We start from the raw sequence: 18,899 nt of genomic DNA, 5'->3' as shown, positions 1-18,899 counted from the left end.
GCCATTTACTGATAGAGTTTTTTTGTTTTTACGATTATAGTTATACTAGGAATTATTATGTCTACTGCCGTTTTGTATGCAAAATTTGTATAATCAACGTTCGTTTAAATTTAATAAGAATCGACAAACCCGGACGCCACAGATAAGGAGATATCAATGAGAATACTTATTGTTGACGACAATCCGACGAATGTCATTATCATTCGAGAAATTCTGAAAAAAGAAAACTATCGTGACATTGTAACGGCGAGTTCCGCCATGGAAATGTTTGAAGTGTTGGGAATTGGGGAGGAAAGCAACGAACTTCGTCCAAGACCGTCGGATATTGACCTGATTTTGCTAGATATGATGATGCCCGAGATGGACGGCATCGAAGCCTGCAGTATTGTGCAGAAATTTGAAAATCTGAAGGATATACCGATTATTATGGTGACTGCGATCGGGGACTCCAAGAAACTTGCCGAAGCTTTGGATGCAGGTGCATCAGACTATGTGACTAAACCGATTAACAAAGTCGAACTGATGGCCAGAATTCGACTTGCACTTCGTTTGAAACAAGAGAAGGATTGGCATAAAGAGCGGGATCAACGTATTCAGGATGAGCTCAAGTTGGCAGCGATGGTCCAAAATGCCGTATTAAGTCCGGCAATTAGGGACCCGTTGTTCCAAGTGCACGCCATCTATAAACCATCCTTTGAGCTAGCGGGTGATCTATATTCTTGGTACCCCCTTGGAGAAGGTCGTTACGGAGTGCTGCTGCTCGACATGATGGGACACGGGATATCTTCATCCCTGTTTACCATGTTTATCGCTTCTGTCTTGAAAGATACAGTGACCACATATGTGGATCCAGAGAAGGTCATTCAGGAGTTGAACCGTCGTTTTAACCAGCTCCATCTGGAGAAACAATTGGTACAGTATTATTTTACGGCCATTTATCTGGTCGTTGATACACGAATGAAGCGTATTGATTATGTTAACGCAGGGCATCCACCTGCTTTATTTTTCCGAAACGACGGCAGTGTCACCACATTTGACAGCGTCTGCTGTCCTGTTGGTTTATTTGACAAAATGGATATTGAACCACAAACGATTCATTACGAGGGTGATGGGCATATAGCACTTTATACGGATGGATTATTGGAAGCTGTTCAGGGCGGGCAGGAGGAGCAACATGAATTCCTGATCGAAAAATTGACCGGCTCACATCAGTGGGATGAAGCTGCTATGCAGGCCATGTTTTTTGACGACGAAATTCCCCAGGAGCGGGATGATGATAAATGTCTGGTCTGGATTACTTTAGATAAAGGGGCGGGGGATGAATGAAGATCAGGAATAAACTGCTGATTGGTTTTACCGCTCTGATGGCTATTTTGATTGTGCTCACATTTGTGAGTTATGAACGGCTGAACAGCAGTAATCAACAGATAGATCAGATGTATCAGGAACGTTATCTCAAAGTAAGGTTCACCTCAGCTGCTCGCGGAGAGGTCAACGACATTGCCAAAGTGCTGGCTAACTTGCTGTTGAATCCCAATAATTCGACTGCAGCAGCAGACGCTGACCTGAAGGAGATGAAGGATCGAGGCGATCGCAACCTCGTTGAAGTAAGAGACCGAGCAGACAGTGCACCTGAACATCAACTGGTAGATCGTGTGAATACTGCGTGGATCGCTTATACCTCCTATGCAACGAGACAGATTAGCCTGATGTCCCAAGGCAGGGTAGAAGATGCGAATAACTACAGAAATTCTACAGGACTCGCGGTGCAAAAAGAAGCCGTAGATAGCTTAAATGCTCTTTCACGATATCAGGATCAAGAGATAGATGCTGAGATTAAGGATGCGAACAGCGCTTACACCAGAGCGGTCCAGATTACGATAAGTATCATGATTGCCGGATTATTGCTTGCATTAGGTGTCATTATGTGGGTGCTGCCGAGTATTACACGGGGGCTAAACACTGTATCCATGATGATAACCAGTTTTGGTAAAGGACGTTACCGTACAATCAGACGTATTCAGGTCAAATCAACGGATGAGATTGGTCAGATTGCCAGTGTGTTCAAAGATGTATCCAGTGATCTGGAAGAAAAACTGGAGATCGAGAGGGTTTATGTACAGGCCCAACAGGATCAGAATTGGATGAGTTCGAATATTGCAAGAGTTCCGGAGTTGCTTCGTGGAATTGGATCCATTCGCCAAATTTCACAGATGTTTATCAGTGAGTTCACACCTGTGCTTGGTGCTCAGTTGGGTGTTGTCTATCTGGTCGATGAGGAGAAACATCCCGACGAACTGAGACGCTACGGTGCATACGCATTTGAAGAGAACGAAGATGTTGGTAAGGAAATGTATCGCATCGGTGAAGGTCTGATTGGTCAAGCCGCGCTGGATATGACACCGATTATTCTGGAAAATACGCCTGAAGATTACGTGCATATTGGTTCAGCTTCAGGCTCAACACGTGCTGCGGGTATCATGATCTATCCTGTCGTGTTTGAAGATGAACTGATTGGTGTAGTTGAAGTGGCTTCCTTTGAAGGTTTCAATGAACTGCACAAGCAGTTATTCACACAACTGATTATGAACCTTGGCGTAATTTTGAACAACGTTCGACGTCGTTTGCGTGTGGAGGAGCTGCTGCGTGAATCCCAGGCACTGACTGAGGAGCTGCAGGTTCAATCGGAAGAATTACAGACACAGCAAGAAGAACTTCGTCGTTCCAATGAGAATCTGGAGGAGCAGACAGAGGCGCTTAAACGTTCCGAGGAATTGCTGCAGCGTCAGCAGGAAGAACTGGAGCATTTCAATACGGAGCTCATTGCCAAGACGCGGGCGCTTGAAGAACAGGTGCGTGAAGTCGAAGAGAAGAATGACGAAATTGAGAAAACGAAGACACAGTTGGAACAGCAAGCTACACAGCTGTCGATGACCAGCAAGTACAAGTCCGAATTTTTGGCGAATATGTCACATGAACTTCGTACACCATTGAACAGTCTGCTCATTTTGTCTCAGTTATTGTCGGAGAACAAGGGTGGGAATCTGACTGACAAACAGCAGGAATATGCGCAAACCATCTATATGTCGGGTGCGGATCTGCTGAAGATGATTGATGAGATTCTGGACCTGTCCAAAGTGGACGCAGGCAAGATGGACATCAATTATGAGACGGTTCGAATGGAAGAGCTGACCAACTTTGTTCAGCAGAACTTTGGTGCGATGGCGAATAAAAAAGAATTGAGCTTGAACATCGAGTTCGACAGCGATTTACCCAAATGGGTATACACCGACAGTCATCGTGTCAAACAGATCTTGCGGAACTTGTTGTCGAATGCGTTCAAATTTACCAATCGTGGTTCGGTCAGTCTGATTGGAAGAAGGATGAAACCGGAAGAACTGCCGGGTTATATGAACACCAATCAGGAATATCTCGGATTTAGTGTAAAAGACACGGGCATTGGTATTCCATCAGACAAGACGGATCTGATCTTTGAAGCATTCCAGCAAGTGGACGGGACAACAAGTCGGAAATACGGCGGAACGGGTCTTGGATTGTCCATTAGCAGAGAACTGGCGCGTTTGCTAGGTGGTGCAATACATGTGGAATCTTCTGAGGGTGAAGGCAGCTGCTTTACCTTGTACCTGCCGGATAATCATGAAGAGGAAGCGCTGGCGGAGGAAGGGGCTTCAAGAGAAGCAGCCGTATCCTCAGAGGATCTTTATGAACACTCCAGCGAAGAACGGACCATGCTTTCAAGTCATCAGTCCATCCTCTCTCCTGATCCGGAGCAGAGCGTGGGTAAAGATCTTTCTCCTACCCATACTCCAGATCTCACCCAGATTGAAGATGATCGGGAGAATCTTATGGAAGGTGACAAAATCCTTCTCATCATTGAGGATGACGTGAACTTTGCACATATTTTGATGGATATGGCGCGAGGAAGAGGATTCAAAGCACTTGTTGCCCTTCAAGGGGATAAAGGACTTGAGATGGCACGTCAATATCTGCCTGATGCCATCATCCTTGATATTCAACTGCCTGTTATGGACGGTTGGACCATTCTGGGTGAACTGAAGAGCAGTTCGGCAACACGTCACATCCCGGTACATGTAATTTCAGTCATTGATGATATGAAGCAAGGTCTGATGATGGGCGCCATTGCGTATCTGAAAAAACCTTCCAGCAAGGATTCACTGGATAAGGCTTTCTCACATATCAAATCATATACCGAGAATCAGTTGAAACGACTGTTGATTGTCGAAGATGATGAAATTCAGCGTAAAGCTATTATTGAATTGATTGGTCATGATGATGTGGCAATTACGGCAGTATCTACAGGTAGCGAGGCATTGAATGAATTACACACCCAGCGTTATGACTGCATGGTACTGGATCTGATGTTAACGGATATGACCGGTTTTGAGTTGCTCGACCAGATTCGGGATGATGAATATCTGAACGATCTGCCGATTATAATTTATACAGGCAAAGAACTGGATTCCAAGGAAGAAATGAAGCTGCGCAAATATGCGGAATCCATCATTATCAAGGATGTGAAGTCACCAGAACGTTTGCTGGATGAAACCACCTTGTTCCTGCATCGGGTAGAAGCCAATTTACCGGAAGACAAGCGTCGCATCTTACAGAAACTACACAACAAGGAAACGTTGTTTGAAGGTAAGAAGATATTGCTTGTTGATGACGATATTCGTAACGTATTTGCCCTTTCAAGTGTTCTTGAAGGCTATCGTATGGACGTGACGTTTGCTGAGAACGGCCGAGAGGCTTTGGAAATTTTGGACAAAAATTCGGAATTTGATCTGGTACTGATGGATATGATGATGCCGGAAATGGACGGTTATGAAGCGATGACACGAATCAGACAGATTCCGCAGTTTGAAAAGTTGCCGATTATTGCGCTTACGGCCAAAGCGATGAAAGAGGATCGCGGCAAATGTATTGAGGCCGGAGCGTCTGATTATGTGAAAAAACCGATCCAGACGGATCAATTGTTATCCTTAATGCGCGTATGGCTGTATTCGTAAGTTCATTATTCGGATGTTCATGGTTTGGGTAATGAAAGACAATACGACGAATACGCAAGTAACAAATGAAGAAGTGGAGAGAACTTATGACACCGTGGGAACCTACCGAGACGGGGGCAGATTTGGTCCGTATGCCGCAAGATGAAGAACGCGAGCTGATCGAGATTGAGTTGCTGTTGGAAGGCATGCACCGTTTATATGGATATGATTTTAGAAACTATGCACTGCCATCCCTGAAACGAAGAATCTGGCATCATGCACATGCTGAAGGTGTTAAGAGCATATCCGGCTTGCAGGAGCGTGTTCTTCATGACCGGTCCGCGTTTGACCGTTTTGTACAGAACTTATCCATCCCTGTAACGGAAATGTTTCGAGATCCTTCGCTTTTCCGAATGTTTCGGGAACAGATTATTCCTATCCTGAGAACCTACCCGTATATCCGAATATGGCATGCGGGATGCTCTACGGGAGAGGAAGTTTATTCCATGGCGATCATGTTGCATGAGGAAGGCCTGTATGACAAGGCAAGAATCTACGCAACGGATATGAATGATCGCTCTTTGCAACAAGCCAAAGAAGGCGTATACGGTATTGAAAAAATGAAACTATTTACTACAAATTATTTGGAGGCAGGGGGTACCAGAGCCTTCTCCGAGTACTATACAGCGAAATACAATTCGGTGATATTTCATCCTTTTCTAAGGAAGAACATCATTTTCGCCGAGCACAACCTGGCAACAGACCGGTCATTTAACGAGTTTAATGTTATCTTTTGCCGTAATGTCATGATTTATTTTAATGATGAACTGCGGAACCATGTGCATGGGCTGTTTCACGAGAGCTTGAGCCACTTTGGTATTCTGGTTCTGGGGTCGAAAGAATCGATACATTTTACAGAGTTCAGTGATACCTATGAGCCGTTAGACCGGACCGAAAAAATATACCGGAAGATTAAATAGGGGGTTAGGGTTAGCCATGGGGCTCAATGAACCAATCCACATATTATTGGTAGATGACCGCCCTGAGAACTTGCTTGCGCTTGAAGCAGTTCTGGAATCGGAACAATATAAACTCGTTAAGGCAACTTCCGGAGAAGAGGCACTCCGTTGTCTGCTAAAAGACGAATTTGCGGTTATCGTTCTCGATGTGCAGATGCCTGGAATGGACGGAATTGAGACAGCAAAGTTAATTAAGGCACGGGACAAGTCCAAGGATGTGCCGATTATATTCATCTCTGCCAATAGCAGAGAAGCGGAGCACTTGTTTGCGGGATATTCAGCCGGGGCCATTGATTACATGGTTAAGCCATTTATTCCTCAGATTTTGAAATCCAAAATCGAGGGCTTTGTGGAGATGTTTATCACCAACAAACGATTGAAAACACAGACGATGCTGCTTCACCAGAAGACACAGGAACTGGAGAAGATGAACCAACAACTCATTCAAGCCAAGGAAGAAGCAGAGATTGCAGCTAATGCAAAGACCGAGTTTCTGGCGATGATGAGTCATGAGATTCGTACACCCATGAACGGAGTTATCGGCATGGTGGATCTGTTAATGGATACGGAATTAAAGGAAGATCAGAAGGAATATGTAGACATCGTTCGTCGCAGTGCGGATGCACTCGTCACGGTCATCAACGACATTCTTGACTTCACCAAGATGGAATCCGGAAAAATGGAACTGGAAGAGCACCCTTTTGAAATTGCCTCCTGTATTCGGGAAGTGCTGGGATTATTTTCTGCAGAAACAGGCAAAAAGAACCTGGAACTGGATTATTTCTTGGAAGATTCTGTTCCTGAATTAATTTACGGAGATATGGCAAGGCTGCGTCAGGTTCTATTGAACCTTATTGCCAATGCGATTAAATTTACCGATCACGGTGGGGTGTATCTGATCGTGTCTGTTAAGGAAGAAAAGGATGGACACATGGCATTGGAGTTTGCTGTTAAAGACACCGGAATAGGTATCGCTTCAGACAAAGTTGACCGCCTGTTTCAGCCGTTTTCCCAGCTGGATACATCGATGACACGTAAATACGGTGGAACTGGTTTAGGACTGGCAATATGCAAGACTCTGGTTGAAATGATGGGTGGGCAGATCTACCTGGATACAACAGAACAACGAGGAGCGACGTTTGTATTTACAATTCAGGCAAAACGTTATGTAGAAACCGAACTGGTCCACAGGAACGGGGAAGAGAAGCTGACGGATGTGAAAAATGAGAATAAATATCCAACGGTATTGATTGTGGATGATCATCCAATTAATCAGAAGTTGATGTCGATTATGCTAGGTAAACTTGGGTTGCTCTCAGACATTGCTGAAGACGGGCAGGGGGCACTCGATATGCTAAGTGGCAGCCCATATCCCTATGAATATGTGTTCATGGATCTGCAGATGCCTGTTATGGACGGTTTGGAATGTACAAGGCGGATTCGAGAGACTCTGTCCTCGACCGATCAACCGGTCATTATAGCCATGACTGCTAACGTGATGGAAGGTATTCAGCAACGCTGTATGGCTGCAGGAATGGATGATTATATTAGTAAACCAGTCAAAATGGGCAATGTAAAACAGAAAATAGCCCAGTTTCAGAAACAACGACAAAGGCTAAATTCAGGCCCTTCTGCCATGAATCAGGCCAATTGAAACAATTTCCAAACTCCTTTTTGTTTCACTCGTGCTGAAGTTGGGTTATTAGGTAAGGAAACCATTGATCAGGAGAGAGATGTCTAATGAATACAAATAAAAATGAAAAATTCAATGCAAGAACTGAAACACAGGACGGCGTGTGCACAGTGTATCTGACTGGCGAACTGGATTTGTCGGTTGCTCCTGACTTCCGCTTGGTGATGGAGCCGCTGGTGGACAACAAGGAACAGGATCTTGTAATTAACATGAAAGAATTGAAGTATATCGATAGTACAGGGATTGGTATCCTGCTATCTGTTCTGAAGGCAAGACATGGAATGGAAGCTCGCTTTGAAGTACAGGAAGTTCCTGCGCAGATTCAGAAACTTTTTGATATGACAGGCATCGCCAAATTCTTTGTCACACAGAAGAATTCCCAATAGGAAAGGATCGAAAAAGGAATGAATGCAGAAGTTCAAAGAGTCACCCTTAATTTACCGGCAACAGCTGATTACGTTGATATTGTAAGACTTAATCTTTATGGAGTAGCATCCAAAATGGGATTTTCTTATGAAGACATTGAGGATATGAAAGTTGCTGTATCCGAGGCCTGTAACAACTCTGTACTGTATGCCTACTCACACGAAGGCGGCATGGTTGAAGTTGTATTCGAAGTGGAAGGCGAAACATTGTCTATTACTGTTAAGGACGAAGGTGCCAGCTTCGAGAACATGAACCCTGCTGTGTCACGTGCTGGTCTTCACGACAAAGAACTGACAGAAGCACAGGTTGGCGGACTTGGGTTCTACCTGATGCAAGCCTTGATGGACGATGTCAGTGTGGAAAGTGAGGCGGGCAAAGGTACGAAAGTAGTACTCGTAAAACGTCTTGCAAGAAGTGAGGAGAAAGTATGAATGAAAAAGTGACTCCCCCAGAGTCCATGTCTGAAGCTATAGGTTTGATCTGGGAATACCAGCAGACCCAAGATAATGAAATTGCAACAGTTCTCATCCGTAAATATGAACCGATGGTCAAGATGGCAGCAGGTAAAATTGCTCGGAATCGCCCCGATCTATACGAAGACTTATATCAGACCGGGCAGATGGCCTTGATTCGTTTGCTGAAACAATACGATATCAACCTGGGTATTCCGTTTGAACCTTATGCTATGAAGAGTATGATCGGTCATATGAAAAACTACTTGCGAGACAAATCCTGGTATATTCAGGTGCCCCGGCGGATTAAGGAAAAGGGAGCACTTGTGCAACATGCCATTGATGAGTTAACCGTGAAGCTGGAGCGCTCACCCGGTGTGAACGAAATTGCTGAATACCTTGATTTGACTGCAGAAGAGACGATTGAAGTTCTGGCTGGTCGGGAATGTTACCACTATGTGTCACTGGATTCTCCTTTATCTCAGGATGATAGTGCCGCAACGTTGGGTGAACTGATCAGTGCAGATGTAAATGACTATGATTCGGTCGAAAAACGGATGGACTTGCAACAGGCATTGGGACAATTGAAGGAACAAGAGCAGCAGGTACTTATTCTAGCCTTTCAAGATGGCCAATCTCAGCGGGCAATTGCCCAGAAGCTTGGTGTCTCACAGATGAGCGTATCTCGTATTCAGAAGCGAGCTACAGAGAAATTGAAACAGATTATGTCTAATGCTTCAATGTTATGAAAAATGCAACCCTAATGTTGTTGAGTACGGCATAAATAAGGACACGTCATTGCACTGAAATGCATACGTGTCCTTTTTGGGATTAAAAAGATGAGTGTGTAATGAAAGAACAAGTGCAGGAGTGGATAAAGTGATTGTGAACCAAATCAAGCTGGAGACTCGCCGTGACAAGTTATCTTGCTCGGACCATTGGCAATGGTGGGATTGGGTTGCACCGGACAGCAATAGCATGAACGATGCATTGGAGGAACTGACAGAGGCATTTCCGGATATGCAGTATTGGCTTCATAAAATTCCGGAAGTCGAATCAAATTATTTGTCCGTCCGTTTCGTGAATGGTACAGAACCAGTCATATTTGGTTCATTGTTGTATGCGATCAAGAATGAGAGAGATGACAAGCGTCAAGATAATCAAATGTTTTTCTATGTCGATCGCAATAACCTGGTTACCTTGAATATGGATGACAATACACGAGGGATTATGAAGACGAATGAACGTGCCCATATGTTACAGCAATGTAGTGAGGCCAGGGACGGGATGTTTGTACTTTTTCGAGCTATACTGCATTACTACCATGTGGGGATGGATCATTTTGAGATGAACTTGCGTGATCTGGAACGGAAGATGGAATCTCGCAATGCCCGCACCTTAATGGACCAGATTCTCGCTGCTCGATTTGAATTATTGTATTGGAGTAATCTGTTCATCCCTTACTCGGAACTGATGGCCGCTTCACATGAGGCTTACCTTGATGAAATCAATGAAAATCGATACTTCCAACAGCTCCAACATCGAGTTGAGCGAATGGAACGATTGTTTAGTCATTACGAGAAAGAGATCGATACATTAATCTCCATTGATAATGCAATCTCCGGTGTACGTGGCAATGAGATCATGAAAACACTGACTATTGTCACAGCTGTGTTCATACCCGCCACGGCAGCTGGCGCGATATGGGGGATGAACTTTGAGAACCTGCCCTTTATTGATAAGTCATGGGGAGTTGTACTGGTGCTTGTTGTTATTATCTTAAGCATGATCAGCATGTATGTATGGCTGATGATGAAAGGCTGGACAGGAGATCTGCTCAAAGTTAAATCCTCACAGCCTTCAGCTGAAGAGACAGAGAAAAAAGGAGCAGCGGAAAAACGTAAGAGATAACCTACTGCTGGTTAGTCCTCTTAGTTTTTGTAATCTTCAATATAACCAAGCAAGTCAGCGATATATTGGCCCACAATCGGCATATTCACGAATTGGCTGAGAATGAATGCGAGCAAACCGAGAACAACAAAGGTACCCACAGTCAGACCGAGACCTCGTGCCATGCCCGCTGTGAAATTGGTAATAATCCGCTTTTTGGGACTGCTGTAATTCTCAATAATATCCTTGATCTGTGCTCTCTCCAGACTGTCCGCAATCTGGTCCAAACGGGTGTTCAATCGCTTTACCTCATGACGCAATTCAAAAGGATGCTCGCTTGTATCATAATGCTGTGCTGGTGTTCCTCCCGTAACTGGAGTATTACCGTTGATTGTAACTTTACTCATATTATTCGCCCTCCTCAACTCGCATTGGATAAAAAATAGCCAGCTGGAGTGCAGCTGGCTATTGGTCACTCGATCTGTATCGCCTTACAGGCTAGTCGAGTTAAGTTCTTTACGTGCATCTTCCTTCGCTTCAACGGAAGCGGCAGCCACTTCATCAGATGCACGGGATGCTTCGTTAGCCACATCAGCGGATGCTTTTCTCACAGATTCCATTACATCATTGCGGCCTTGGTTTACTGTTTTTGCAATGTCGGAAGTTTTGGATGAGACCGTTTTAGCCAGTTCGGATGCTCTATCACCTACAACAGTTGCAACTTCTTTCGTCCGGTCAGTAACCATGCCCACTTTCTCGGAAAGGTCACCACGCAATTCACGTCCCGGTTTAGGGGCGAAGAGTAGTGCAGCAGCAGCTCCCAGCAGCCCCCCGATGAAAATACCTTTTGCGAAAGTCGAACCCGTCTGTACAGGATATTGCTCTTCTGCTTTATTCATGTCTAATCACTCCTTCTTCAATTTTAGAAACAAATACGAAACAACGAACACCTTGTTCCCCGAATCAGGCAGCCTGTCTTAGCAGTCTGGACACAAGCCCCAGCAAGAAAACAAAGAGCGCTGTACCAATGATGGCAGGGATGATGGCAAAGTTGCCGATAACGGGTCCCCAGTTACCAAGCAAAAGTGCTCCCAGCCAGGCTCCGGCAAATCCGGCAATCATTGCACCGATTATGCCTCCAGGCATGTTGTGACCGGCAAGTGCATCTCCGATCAAACCGATGATGACAGCCATCACAATGCTGATAATGATGCCCCACATAACAACCGCCTCCTTTAAACTTGATGTAGGATGTTGTCTGTTCGCGTTTGCTTACTTCGTATATAAACGCCGTGCAACCTTGTGAAACAATAAAGATGAGGATGAATGAACAGGAAATCAGAGGAATTCATTCTTTAGCGGCTTTGTGTAATGCCTTTAACCATGCAGAAGATCCATGCCAATCCAGCAGTAAATCCAGTAAATACATCCGTAGGATAATGAACGCCCAACATGATCCGGCTGATCCCAATCAAGAAAATAAAACTAATACCACATAGAACAGGAAGCCACACACTGGAAGAGTTATGTCGCTGTCGTTCAATGGCCCAGATTACAAAGAGCATGCCGTAGAAGCCCATGGAGATCATGGCATGTCCGCTGGGAAAGCTGTACCCGTGAACGACCAGCAGATGATCCAGTTCAGGTCTGCTTCGTCTGAAAAATTCCTTCAATAACGTGTTCAGAATCCACATCATGGCAAAACTTCCTGTGAGCGCATATCCATATATAACAAACCTTGGACTGCGTTGAATGAAGAAAAGAAGAGCAAAACCTCCTGCTGCCACAGCAGAGATTTTGAATGAGCCCAGTGCGGTGATGAATGCAGTGTAAGGGAATAGATGAAGACGTGAATCTGAATTCAGGTAAAATAATTGCTGAATTTGATCATCCAGACGAATAATAACATCAGCACCCAACCAGGCACCCAGACCTGTCAGGATGAATACGACTGATGTACTGAGGGCCAGACCAGCCAAACCCCAGTTGAGGAGTGGACGTAATAATGTGCCGGAATTTGAACTGAATGAGGCTGGTGAATACTTTCTGCGCGGCATAATGAGTTTCTCCTTCAGTTATTGTAGTAGATGAACATAGATGATTAAGCTATACCCAAAATGCCTGTCGAAAAAACTGTAAAAACGTCGCTTTTGTACTATACTATTTAAGATATCCCATGCGGCGTCGTGACGCAAAGCAGAGATGAAATCGGGAGCACAAAGGAGAGAACTCGCATGGAGAGTGCCTTGTTAATTAAAGAATACCGTGCAGGCGTTATGGAATGCGCCCATTACGGACACATAAGTATTACGGATGAGTATGGCCGAATCGTATACTCGGCTGGTGACCCTCATTTTAGAGCGTTCACTCGCTCATCTGCCAAACCTTTTCAAGCCATTCCAGGTATTCGGGCAGGAATTGCCAGTCACTATGACCTATCAGCACAGGAGATAGCCATTATGTCCTCTTCGCATCGTTCGGAACCGGAACACATTCGGGTGCTGGAGCAGTTATCCGGTAAGATCGGATTGGGAGAAGAATGCCTGATTTGTGCACCAAGCTATCCGCTTAATGAAGAAAGCCGTAATCAATGGTTACGTGGACAAGGAGAGAAACGGCGTATCTTGCACAACTGCTCCGGAAAACATCTGGGAATTCTGGGGTACAGTCAGATGAAGCAGGTTGATCTGGGCAGTTACGCTGAACCGGATCATCCGGTGCAACGGGAAATTCTTGAAACCTTTGCCGACCTGGCAGGTATTGAGGAAAAAGAGATTGAGATTGGGACGGATGGCTGCGGCTTTCCGGTATTTTCTTTGCCGTTGTCGGCATTGTCGAACGCTTATCTGAAGCTCGCGTGTCCGGATCTTATCGCTGATCCTTCCACAAGAACAGCTGTAGAGACCATAACATCAGCTATGAATGAACATCCATTGATGGTAGGTGGCACGGAGCGTGTAGATTCAGTGCTGCTGGAAGACGATAACATTGTAGCGAAGGGTGGATTCAAGGGGGTATTCGGATTTGGTCTGAAAAAAGAAAGACTGGGAATCACCTTCAAGGTTCTTGATGGTTCCGAGGAAGAGTGGGCTTTCATTACCCAATCCATCCTGAAACAGATTGGTTATTCCAATGAGAGAACCATTGCACGATTGGCTGAAGTGTTCCCTTCGGACATCCGAAATGATGCGGGTACCCTTGTAGGTCATGCAGATAGTGAGTTCATGCTCCACTCACTTGAAGATAGCGTATAACCTTAAGAAGGGGCGTGATTAGAGTTGCCGGACCCCGGGTAAAGATGACATACCAACTGGTATTCATCTATACAATTCATATACACGCATGGACTGCCGCGGTAATGTGGCAGCTCTAAACCCTTGGAGGTGGATGAACATGATTAAAGTGGTGACATCGGAAGAAAGGCACACGTCGGATCGAGGTTGGATACACAGTGAATTCAGCTTTTCCTTTGCGGATTATGATGATCCAAGCAATGCCCATTTTGGCTGTCTGCTGGCTCATAATGAGAACACGCTGATGCCGCAAGAAGGCTTTAAGAAACATCCACATCATGATCTTGAACTTGTTAGTTATGTCATATCAGGTACACTCAAACATACGGATAGTATGGGGACAGAACAATTGCTTGAACCGGGTACGGTCCAGGTAATGAGTGCGGGTACGGGAGTGGAACATTCCGAGACCAATCCGTCAGCGGATGAACCGGTACGTTTCCTTCAGATGTGGTTCTTGCCATCGGAGCGTATGCTGAAACCTTCCTATGCGAATCGGAGAATAGAGCCGCAGGAGCATTTGAATCGTCTATGTCCAATTGTATCCGGGCAAGGGGGCGAGGGAAGCGAAGGCGCATTGTCTATTTCCCAGGATGTAACCTGTTACCTTTCCCGTTTGGAGTCCGGGAAGAAGTTGATGTACCCGCAACACGAAGATCGACGGACTCACCTTTTCCTGATCAGTGGACATGTAGAGATTCAATGTTCGGATGGCAACTTCAACCTCAAGCCGGGCGATGCCGCACGAATTCGCAAAAGCTGTGATCTGCAAATCACAAGCATGGACAGTGCACCTGCCGAATTTGTTCTGGTTGACCTGCCTTAAGGATATAAACCTAAGAAAAAGGACCTGTTCCCACGCTGATGTGGAAAACAGGTCCTTTTTACGTTTGCTAAGATTTACGAAGATTACCCAGTTCCGAAGCGACAGCTTCCACTTCAGAGATACTGAGATGTTCTTTGCTCAAAATCATTTCATACAGGTCAAACAGATCTTCATATTTCTCAAGTGGGAATGAAGAAGCTTGCATGGCGGCACCACTTGCCATACGAAGTTTGGTTTTGATCGCTTCAATCATATATTCCATATTGGCTGCTGTTGCTTGTGTTAAATCCATCGTTAAATTCATCCCTTCCGTATCGGAAACTCTTGTTATTGTATCATGATTGGAAGTGCTCAGGCCAATGCTTTTGCGGGGAAACCTAGCATCGGTTACAATGATGGATACAACAATCGATTTTCATGGAAACCTGAGTGTACTGGAGGGAACACAGCTTGGCAGCGTATAAGCGAGAAATGGTTCGCCATCAAGGAAGGGAAGTCCGCAAAGGCGTGCCTGCAGAGAATCTGGTTTTATTTTTCAAGAATATCCTCAAACTTCACGCTCCAGATGAAATCACGTTTGTCTGCATCGGTACCGATCGTTCCACCGGGGATGCCCTGGGTCCGCTTACCGGAAGTATCCTTCAAGAGAATGGAATAGGTAACGTAATAGGCACGCTGCTTTCCCCTTGTGATGCAGATACGCTGGAGAAGAAATTGACACTTATTCCTGCACACCATGCCATCATAGCGATCGATGCGTGTCTGGGTCCCAAGAATGCCGTAGGTACATACTATCTCTCGAATAACCCACTCATTCCGGCCCAATCAGTTGGAGGTAAGCTCCCTCCTGTCGGACAATACAGTCTGGCAGCTGTGGTTAATGCCAATGGACCAAGGCCTTATTCCATATTGCAGATGACCTCGCTTCACTTGGTCATGGAGATGTCCCGAACGATTGCAGACGCCGCAATTGAAGCATGGAAATGGAGACAAACGTTTCATTCATAAGATGTAGGCTTAATAATATACAACCTGAATTATTTAATTCGCGCAGAGAGAGGGATTCATATGGAAAAAGTGATGTGTGATGGAACAACGATTTGTTATGCCGAACAAGGTAAGGGAGAAGCACTCATTTTGCTCCACGGATACTGTGGCAGTTCATCGTATTGGGATGAGGTCGTACCTGAACTGGCACGCAGCTATCGCTGTATCGTACCTGATCTGCGTGGACACGGAAAAACAGATGCACCTGTAGGAAGTTATACCATCGAACAGATGGGCAACGATGTATTACAGTTGATGGATGAGTTAAATGTTGAAAAAGCGGTCCTTCTGGGACACTCGATGGGGGGATATATTGCGCTCTCGATTGCACAACGTCACCCGGAACGATTGAATGCATTTGGCCTGATTCATTCCACAGCCTATCCGGACAGTGAAGAAGCCAAGGAAAAACGCCTTCGCGCTGTATCCACCATTCAGACCGAAGGTATCGTTAATTTCGTAGATGGGCTAATTCCCGGCCTATTCGCGCCGGAACATGTGGAATCGCTATCGAAGCATGTCACACGTGTGAAGGAAATTGGTTACCAGACTGCTCCTCAAGGTGCGGTTGGTGCTGCACTTGCTATGCGTGAACGCCCGGATCGCCGCGATGTGTTATCCGCCACTCCTTTACCTGTATTGCTGGTAGCAGGAGAGAAGGATGCTGTTATCCCGCCAGAACGTACATTTACAAGTGACAAGCCGCATATCGTGCAAGCTGTTATCCCGGGTGCGGGTCATATGAGCATGTATGAAGCTCCTGAAGAATTAATTCAGGTCATTAAGCAATTTATGTCTGGATTATCGAAGTAATCAATGAAGTGATTTATGTTGATTTTAATAGAATATAGTTTGGTCTCTGGATGATTCTACCCTCTCGTGGAGGAGGGGACCCAGTTCCATTCTAGCTGAACCCCTGTAAAGTCCCTCTGGGATAGCAGGGGTTCAGTGTGTTTATGGACAGGAGCATAGACGTGGGCGTCTTGTTTTTGGCTTTTTGTCATGTCATGAATTAAAATAACTACAATAGGACGATATGAGATGAGAACGATTGAATGTATACGGTCGAATGATGTGAGGGGGCATACAGCATGTTCAGAAAAGATTATCTGCTCCGCATGATGGAGGAAATGACGGAAGCCATTGGCAAAGTGTTCACGCTCAAACAGCAACGTAAGCATACCGAGGCTTTGTCCGAACTGGATGAGCTGATGCGCAGGCAGTTTGGGTTGAATTTATCTTTACTAAACTCAATGCCAGCAGAGGATGTTATTGAAATGTTCCGTTTTCGCGGAATGATTGAGGTAGACAATCTGCAGCAAGCTGCGAGGCTGATTGAAGAAGAGGCTTATATTTATCAAGAGAAGGCCAAAGTGGAAGGCATAAAAGATCAGGAGAGAATGGACGCAGAGGATGAGGCTGTCATTCGATTGATGAGATCCCTTCATTTTTACCTGTATGCATTGAATCATGGCGCGAATCCCCAGTTATTGAATGCACCGGAACGGGTGAAGGATGTATTGGGTCTTACGAAAGAATATGAACTTCCTGCCCGGTCTGAAAGACAGCTTGCCCTCTATCATGAACAACAAGGACGTTACGACCAGGCAGAGAACAGTTGGTACAGATTGCTCCAGCTTGGTGATGAATTCCCGGTGAGCTACCGAGATGATGTACAGGCGTTCTATGAAAGGTTGAGCCAACTCACGGATGAACAGCTGGAGCAGGGAGGTTTGCCACGTAACGAAGTTAAAGAGGGGTTAGCTGAACTAAGTCGTCAAGAGATGAACTCATAAAATATGGATTGGATCAATGCTTGTTACATGCCTTTACTTGGAGAGGAAACGGAATTATGGTATGGTAACGGTTGACCAAACCAAACCGAAAGTGAGATGTACCCCGTGGATTCATTGCGAAAGCTTATACAAGACATCTTTGAACAGAATTCGCTGATTACAGCGACCTGGAGCCAGCTGCGCAGACGGGACAATGTCTCGTATACCAAAGTGCAAGTCAAGCCGGTGACACTGAAGAATCAGCTGCATTATCAATTTGCATTTCATTATAACAACAAAGTGCTGCACGAGAATTTGACTCCGGCTGAAGCGGCTGAGCGCATGACTTTGTTATGCGAAGAGACGTTTCGTCAAGGGCTGCTCTGTACGACCGAGGCAGACTATCAAATTTTGATCAGCAAAAAATATAAAGTATCCATTTTGACCAAATCTGCTTCCAAAACTGCGGTGGATCTGTCGCATAATCGCAAGAAGCAATATGTATTGGAAGAAGGTGTACCTGTATCGTTCCTCGTTGAACTTGGTATTATGAACGAAGAAGGTCGTGTGCTGGCTCGTAAGTATGACAAGTTCAGACAGATCAACCGTTTCCTCGAAATGGTGCAGGATGTTATTCCGCATCTGCCGGAGGGGCGTCCACTGACCATCGTTGATTTTGGTTGCGGCAAGTCTTATCTGACATTTGCGTTATATCATTATCTGTCTGTACAACAACGTCGTTCACTCAAGATTATTGGGTTGGACTTGAAGGCAGATGTAATTGAACACTGTAATGACCTGGCTAATCGATTGCATTATGGCGATCTGAAGTTTCTGGTTGGAGACATCGCGGACTACGATGAATTGAACGAAGTGGATATGGTTGTCACGCTTCATGCCTGTGATACAGCTACCGATGCTGCTTTGGAGAAGGCGGTTCGTTGGGGAGCTTCTGTTATTCTGTCTGTTCCTTGCTGTCAGCATGAACTGTTTGATCAAGTAGAGGCTTCCGTGATGAATCCGTTGTTGTCCCATGGCATCCTCAAGGAACGTTTTTCCGCATTGGCTACGGATGGGATTCGTGCCAAGTTGCTTGATCTGATGGGATACAAGACACAATTACTTGAATTCATCGATATGGAGAATACGCCCAAAAACATATTGATTCGTGCTGTTCGCGGTCAGGCGGGCGAAGTGACGGAGATGTGGAATGAATATACGGCTTTCCGTGATTTCATTCATGCCGATCCATATTTGGAGCGGGCTTGTGCGGATTTGCTTCCTGCGGATGGCAAGCAGGTTATCGGGAAATCAAAATCGAGCAAAGAAACCGTTCAAGATTCCGCAAATTGCGATCTTTGCTGAGTGTGCCAATGCCAAACCAGGGACATACTGCAATTAGGGTCTCTGATTGTAAACTTCAATAGAGTGCACATGCATTGTAGCAAGCA

General features: G+C 45.3%; 19 protein-coding genes. 14 read left to right on the top strand and 5 right to left on the bottom strand.

Annotated features, from left to right (window positions below; translation table 11 throughout):
- Positions 1-156 precede the first annotated feature (156 nt).
- The 8 genes from ABTV53_RS23805 (at position 157) to ABTV53_RS23770 (ending at position 10,528) form a co-directional block, all read left to right on the top strand.
- Positions 157-1,326: a PP2C family protein-serine/threonine phosphatase gene (locus ABTV53_RS23805; protein WP_433747169.1), complete on the top strand. Its 1,170-nt coding sequence runs from the start codon at positions 157-159 to the stop codon at positions 1,324-1,326.
- Positions 1,323-5,048 (top strand): response regulator, encoded by a 3,726-nt coding sequence (locus ABTV53_RS23800; RefSeq protein WP_433747167.1) that lies wholly within the window; start codon positions 1,323-1,325, stop codon positions 5,046-5,048. Before ABTV53_RS23805 ends, ABTV53_RS23800 begins: the two co-directional genes overlap by 4 nt.
- Before the next feature lie 86 nt (positions 5,049-5,134).
- Positions 5,135-6,007 (top strand): CheR family methyltransferase, encoded by an 873-nt coding sequence (locus tag ABTV53_RS23795; protein ID WP_074096446.1) that lies wholly within the window; start codon positions 5,135-5,137, stop codon positions 6,005-6,007.
- 16 nt (positions 6,008-6,023) lie between these two features.
- On the top strand, positions 6,024-7,700 hold the full coding sequence (locus ABTV53_RS23790; protein WP_433747164.1) for a response regulator: 1,677 nt from the start codon (positions 6,024-6,026) through the stop codon (positions 7,698-7,700).
- Positions 7,701-7,786: 86 nt separating this feature from the next.
- Complete coding sequence (locus tag ABTV53_RS23785) at positions 7,787-8,125, top strand: STAS domain-containing protein (RefSeq protein ID WP_036606989.1); 339 nt, start codon at positions 7,787-7,789, stop codon at positions 8,123-8,125.
- Positions 8,126-8,143: 18 nt separating this feature from the next.
- Entirely contained in the window at positions 8,144-8,596 is a 453-nt protein-coding gene (gene rsbW, locus ABTV53_RS23780; RefSeq protein WP_433747161.1) for an anti-sigma B factor RsbW, read from the top strand.
- The gene (locus ABTV53_RS23775) at positions 8,593-9,366 is read left to right on the top strand and encodes a sigma-70 family RNA polymerase sigma factor (RefSeq protein WP_047841571.1); all 774 of its coding nucleotides are present in this window, start codon (positions 8,593-8,595) and stop codon (positions 9,364-9,366) included. The genes rsbW and ABTV53_RS23775 overlap by 4 nt, the downstream gene beginning before the upstream one ends.
- A 136-nt stretch (positions 9,367-9,502) precedes the next feature.
- Entirely contained in the window at positions 9,503-10,528 is a 1,026-nt protein-coding gene (locus ABTV53_RS23770; protein ID WP_433754333.1) for a magnesium transporter CorA family protein, read from the top strand.
- A gap of 20 nt (positions 10,529-10,548) precedes the next feature.
- Here ABTV53_RS23770 and ABTV53_RS23765 read toward each other — a convergent pair whose 3' ends face one another.
- The 4 genes from ABTV53_RS23765 to ABTV53_RS23750 form a co-directional block, all read right to left on the bottom strand.
- Entirely contained in the window at positions 10,549-10,914 is a 366-nt protein-coding gene (locus ABTV53_RS23765; protein WP_433747158.1) for a DUF5665 domain-containing protein, read from the bottom strand.
- Between the two features lie 84 nt (positions 10,915-10,998).
- Positions 10,999-11,406 (bottom strand): YtxH domain-containing protein, encoded by a 408-nt coding sequence (locus tag ABTV53_RS23760; RefSeq protein ID WP_433747155.1) that lies wholly within the window; start codon positions 11,404-11,406, stop codon positions 10,999-11,001.
- 64 nt (positions 11,407-11,470) lie between these two features.
- On the bottom strand, positions 11,471-11,728 hold the full coding sequence (locus ABTV53_RS23755) for a GlsB/YeaQ/YmgE family stress response membrane protein (protein WP_017692278.1): 258 nt from the start codon (positions 11,726-11,728) through the stop codon (positions 11,471-11,473).
- A gap of 134 nt (positions 11,729-11,862) precedes the next feature.
- Positions 11,863-12,564 (bottom strand): phosphatase PAP2 family protein, encoded by a 702-nt coding sequence (locus ABTV53_RS23750; protein ID WP_433747153.1) that lies wholly within the window; start codon positions 12,562-12,564, stop codon positions 11,863-11,865.
- A 177-nt stretch (positions 12,565-12,741) separates the two neighbouring features.
- Between ABTV53_RS23750 and ABTV53_RS23745 the strand changes: the two genes are divergently transcribed.
- Positions 12,742-13,761, top strand: a complete 1,020-nt coding sequence (locus ABTV53_RS23745; RefSeq protein WP_433747150.1) for an asparaginase — start codon at positions 12,742-12,744, stop codon at positions 13,759-13,761.
- Positions 13,762-13,900: 139 nt separating this feature from the next.
- Positions 13,901-14,626 carry a pirin family protein gene (locus tag ABTV53_RS23740; protein WP_433747147.1) on the top strand — a complete coding sequence of 242 codons (726 nt, stop codon included), beginning with the start codon at positions 13,901-13,903 and terminating at the stop codon, positions 14,624-14,626.
- A 67-nt stretch (positions 14,627-14,693) separates the two neighbouring features.
- Here the strand turns inward: ABTV53_RS23740 and ABTV53_RS23735 are convergent, their stop codons facing one another.
- On the bottom strand, positions 14,694-14,918 hold the full coding sequence (locus ABTV53_RS23735; RefSeq protein WP_017692283.1) for a DUF1128 domain-containing protein: 225 nt from the start codon (positions 14,916-14,918) through the stop codon (positions 14,694-14,696).
- 158 nt (positions 14,919-15,076) lie between these two features.
- Between ABTV53_RS23735 and yyaC the strand changes: the two genes are divergently transcribed.
- The 4 genes from yyaC to ABTV53_RS23715 all read left to right on the top strand — a co-directional run bounded on the left by yyaC (position 15,077) and on the right by ABTV53_RS23715 (position 18,813).
- Complete coding sequence (yyaC, locus tag ABTV53_RS23730) at positions 15,077-15,634, top strand: spore protease YyaC (protein WP_433747144.1); 558 nt, start codon at positions 15,077-15,079, stop codon at positions 15,632-15,634.
- A gap of 60 nt (positions 15,635-15,694) precedes the next feature.
- Entirely contained in the window at positions 15,695-16,486 is a 792-nt protein-coding gene (locus ABTV53_RS23725) for an alpha/beta fold hydrolase (RefSeq protein WP_433747141.1), read from the top strand.
- Positions 16,487-16,764: 278 nt separating this feature from the next.
- Positions 16,765-17,469, top strand: a complete 705-nt coding sequence (locus tag ABTV53_RS23720; protein WP_433747139.1) for a DUF6483 family protein — start codon at positions 16,765-16,767, stop codon at positions 17,467-17,469.
- A 96-nt stretch (positions 17,470-17,565) separates the two neighbouring features.
- Positions 17,566-18,813, top strand: coding sequence for a class I SAM-dependent methyltransferase (locus tag ABTV53_RS23715; RefSeq protein ID WP_433747137.1), 1,248 nt, complete (start codon positions 17,566-17,568; stop codon positions 18,811-18,813).
- Positions 18,814-18,899 lie beyond the last annotated feature (86 nt).

The sequence above is a fragment of the Paenibacillus amylolyticus genome (genome assembly GCF_050990605.1).
Taxonomy (GTDB): domain Bacteria; phylum Bacillota; class Bacilli; order Paenibacillales; family Paenibacillaceae; genus Paenibacillus; species Paenibacillus amylolyticus_H.
The sequence above is the reverse complement of the archived record's forward strand: the minus strand, read 5'-3'. Positions and strand labels throughout refer to the sequence as shown.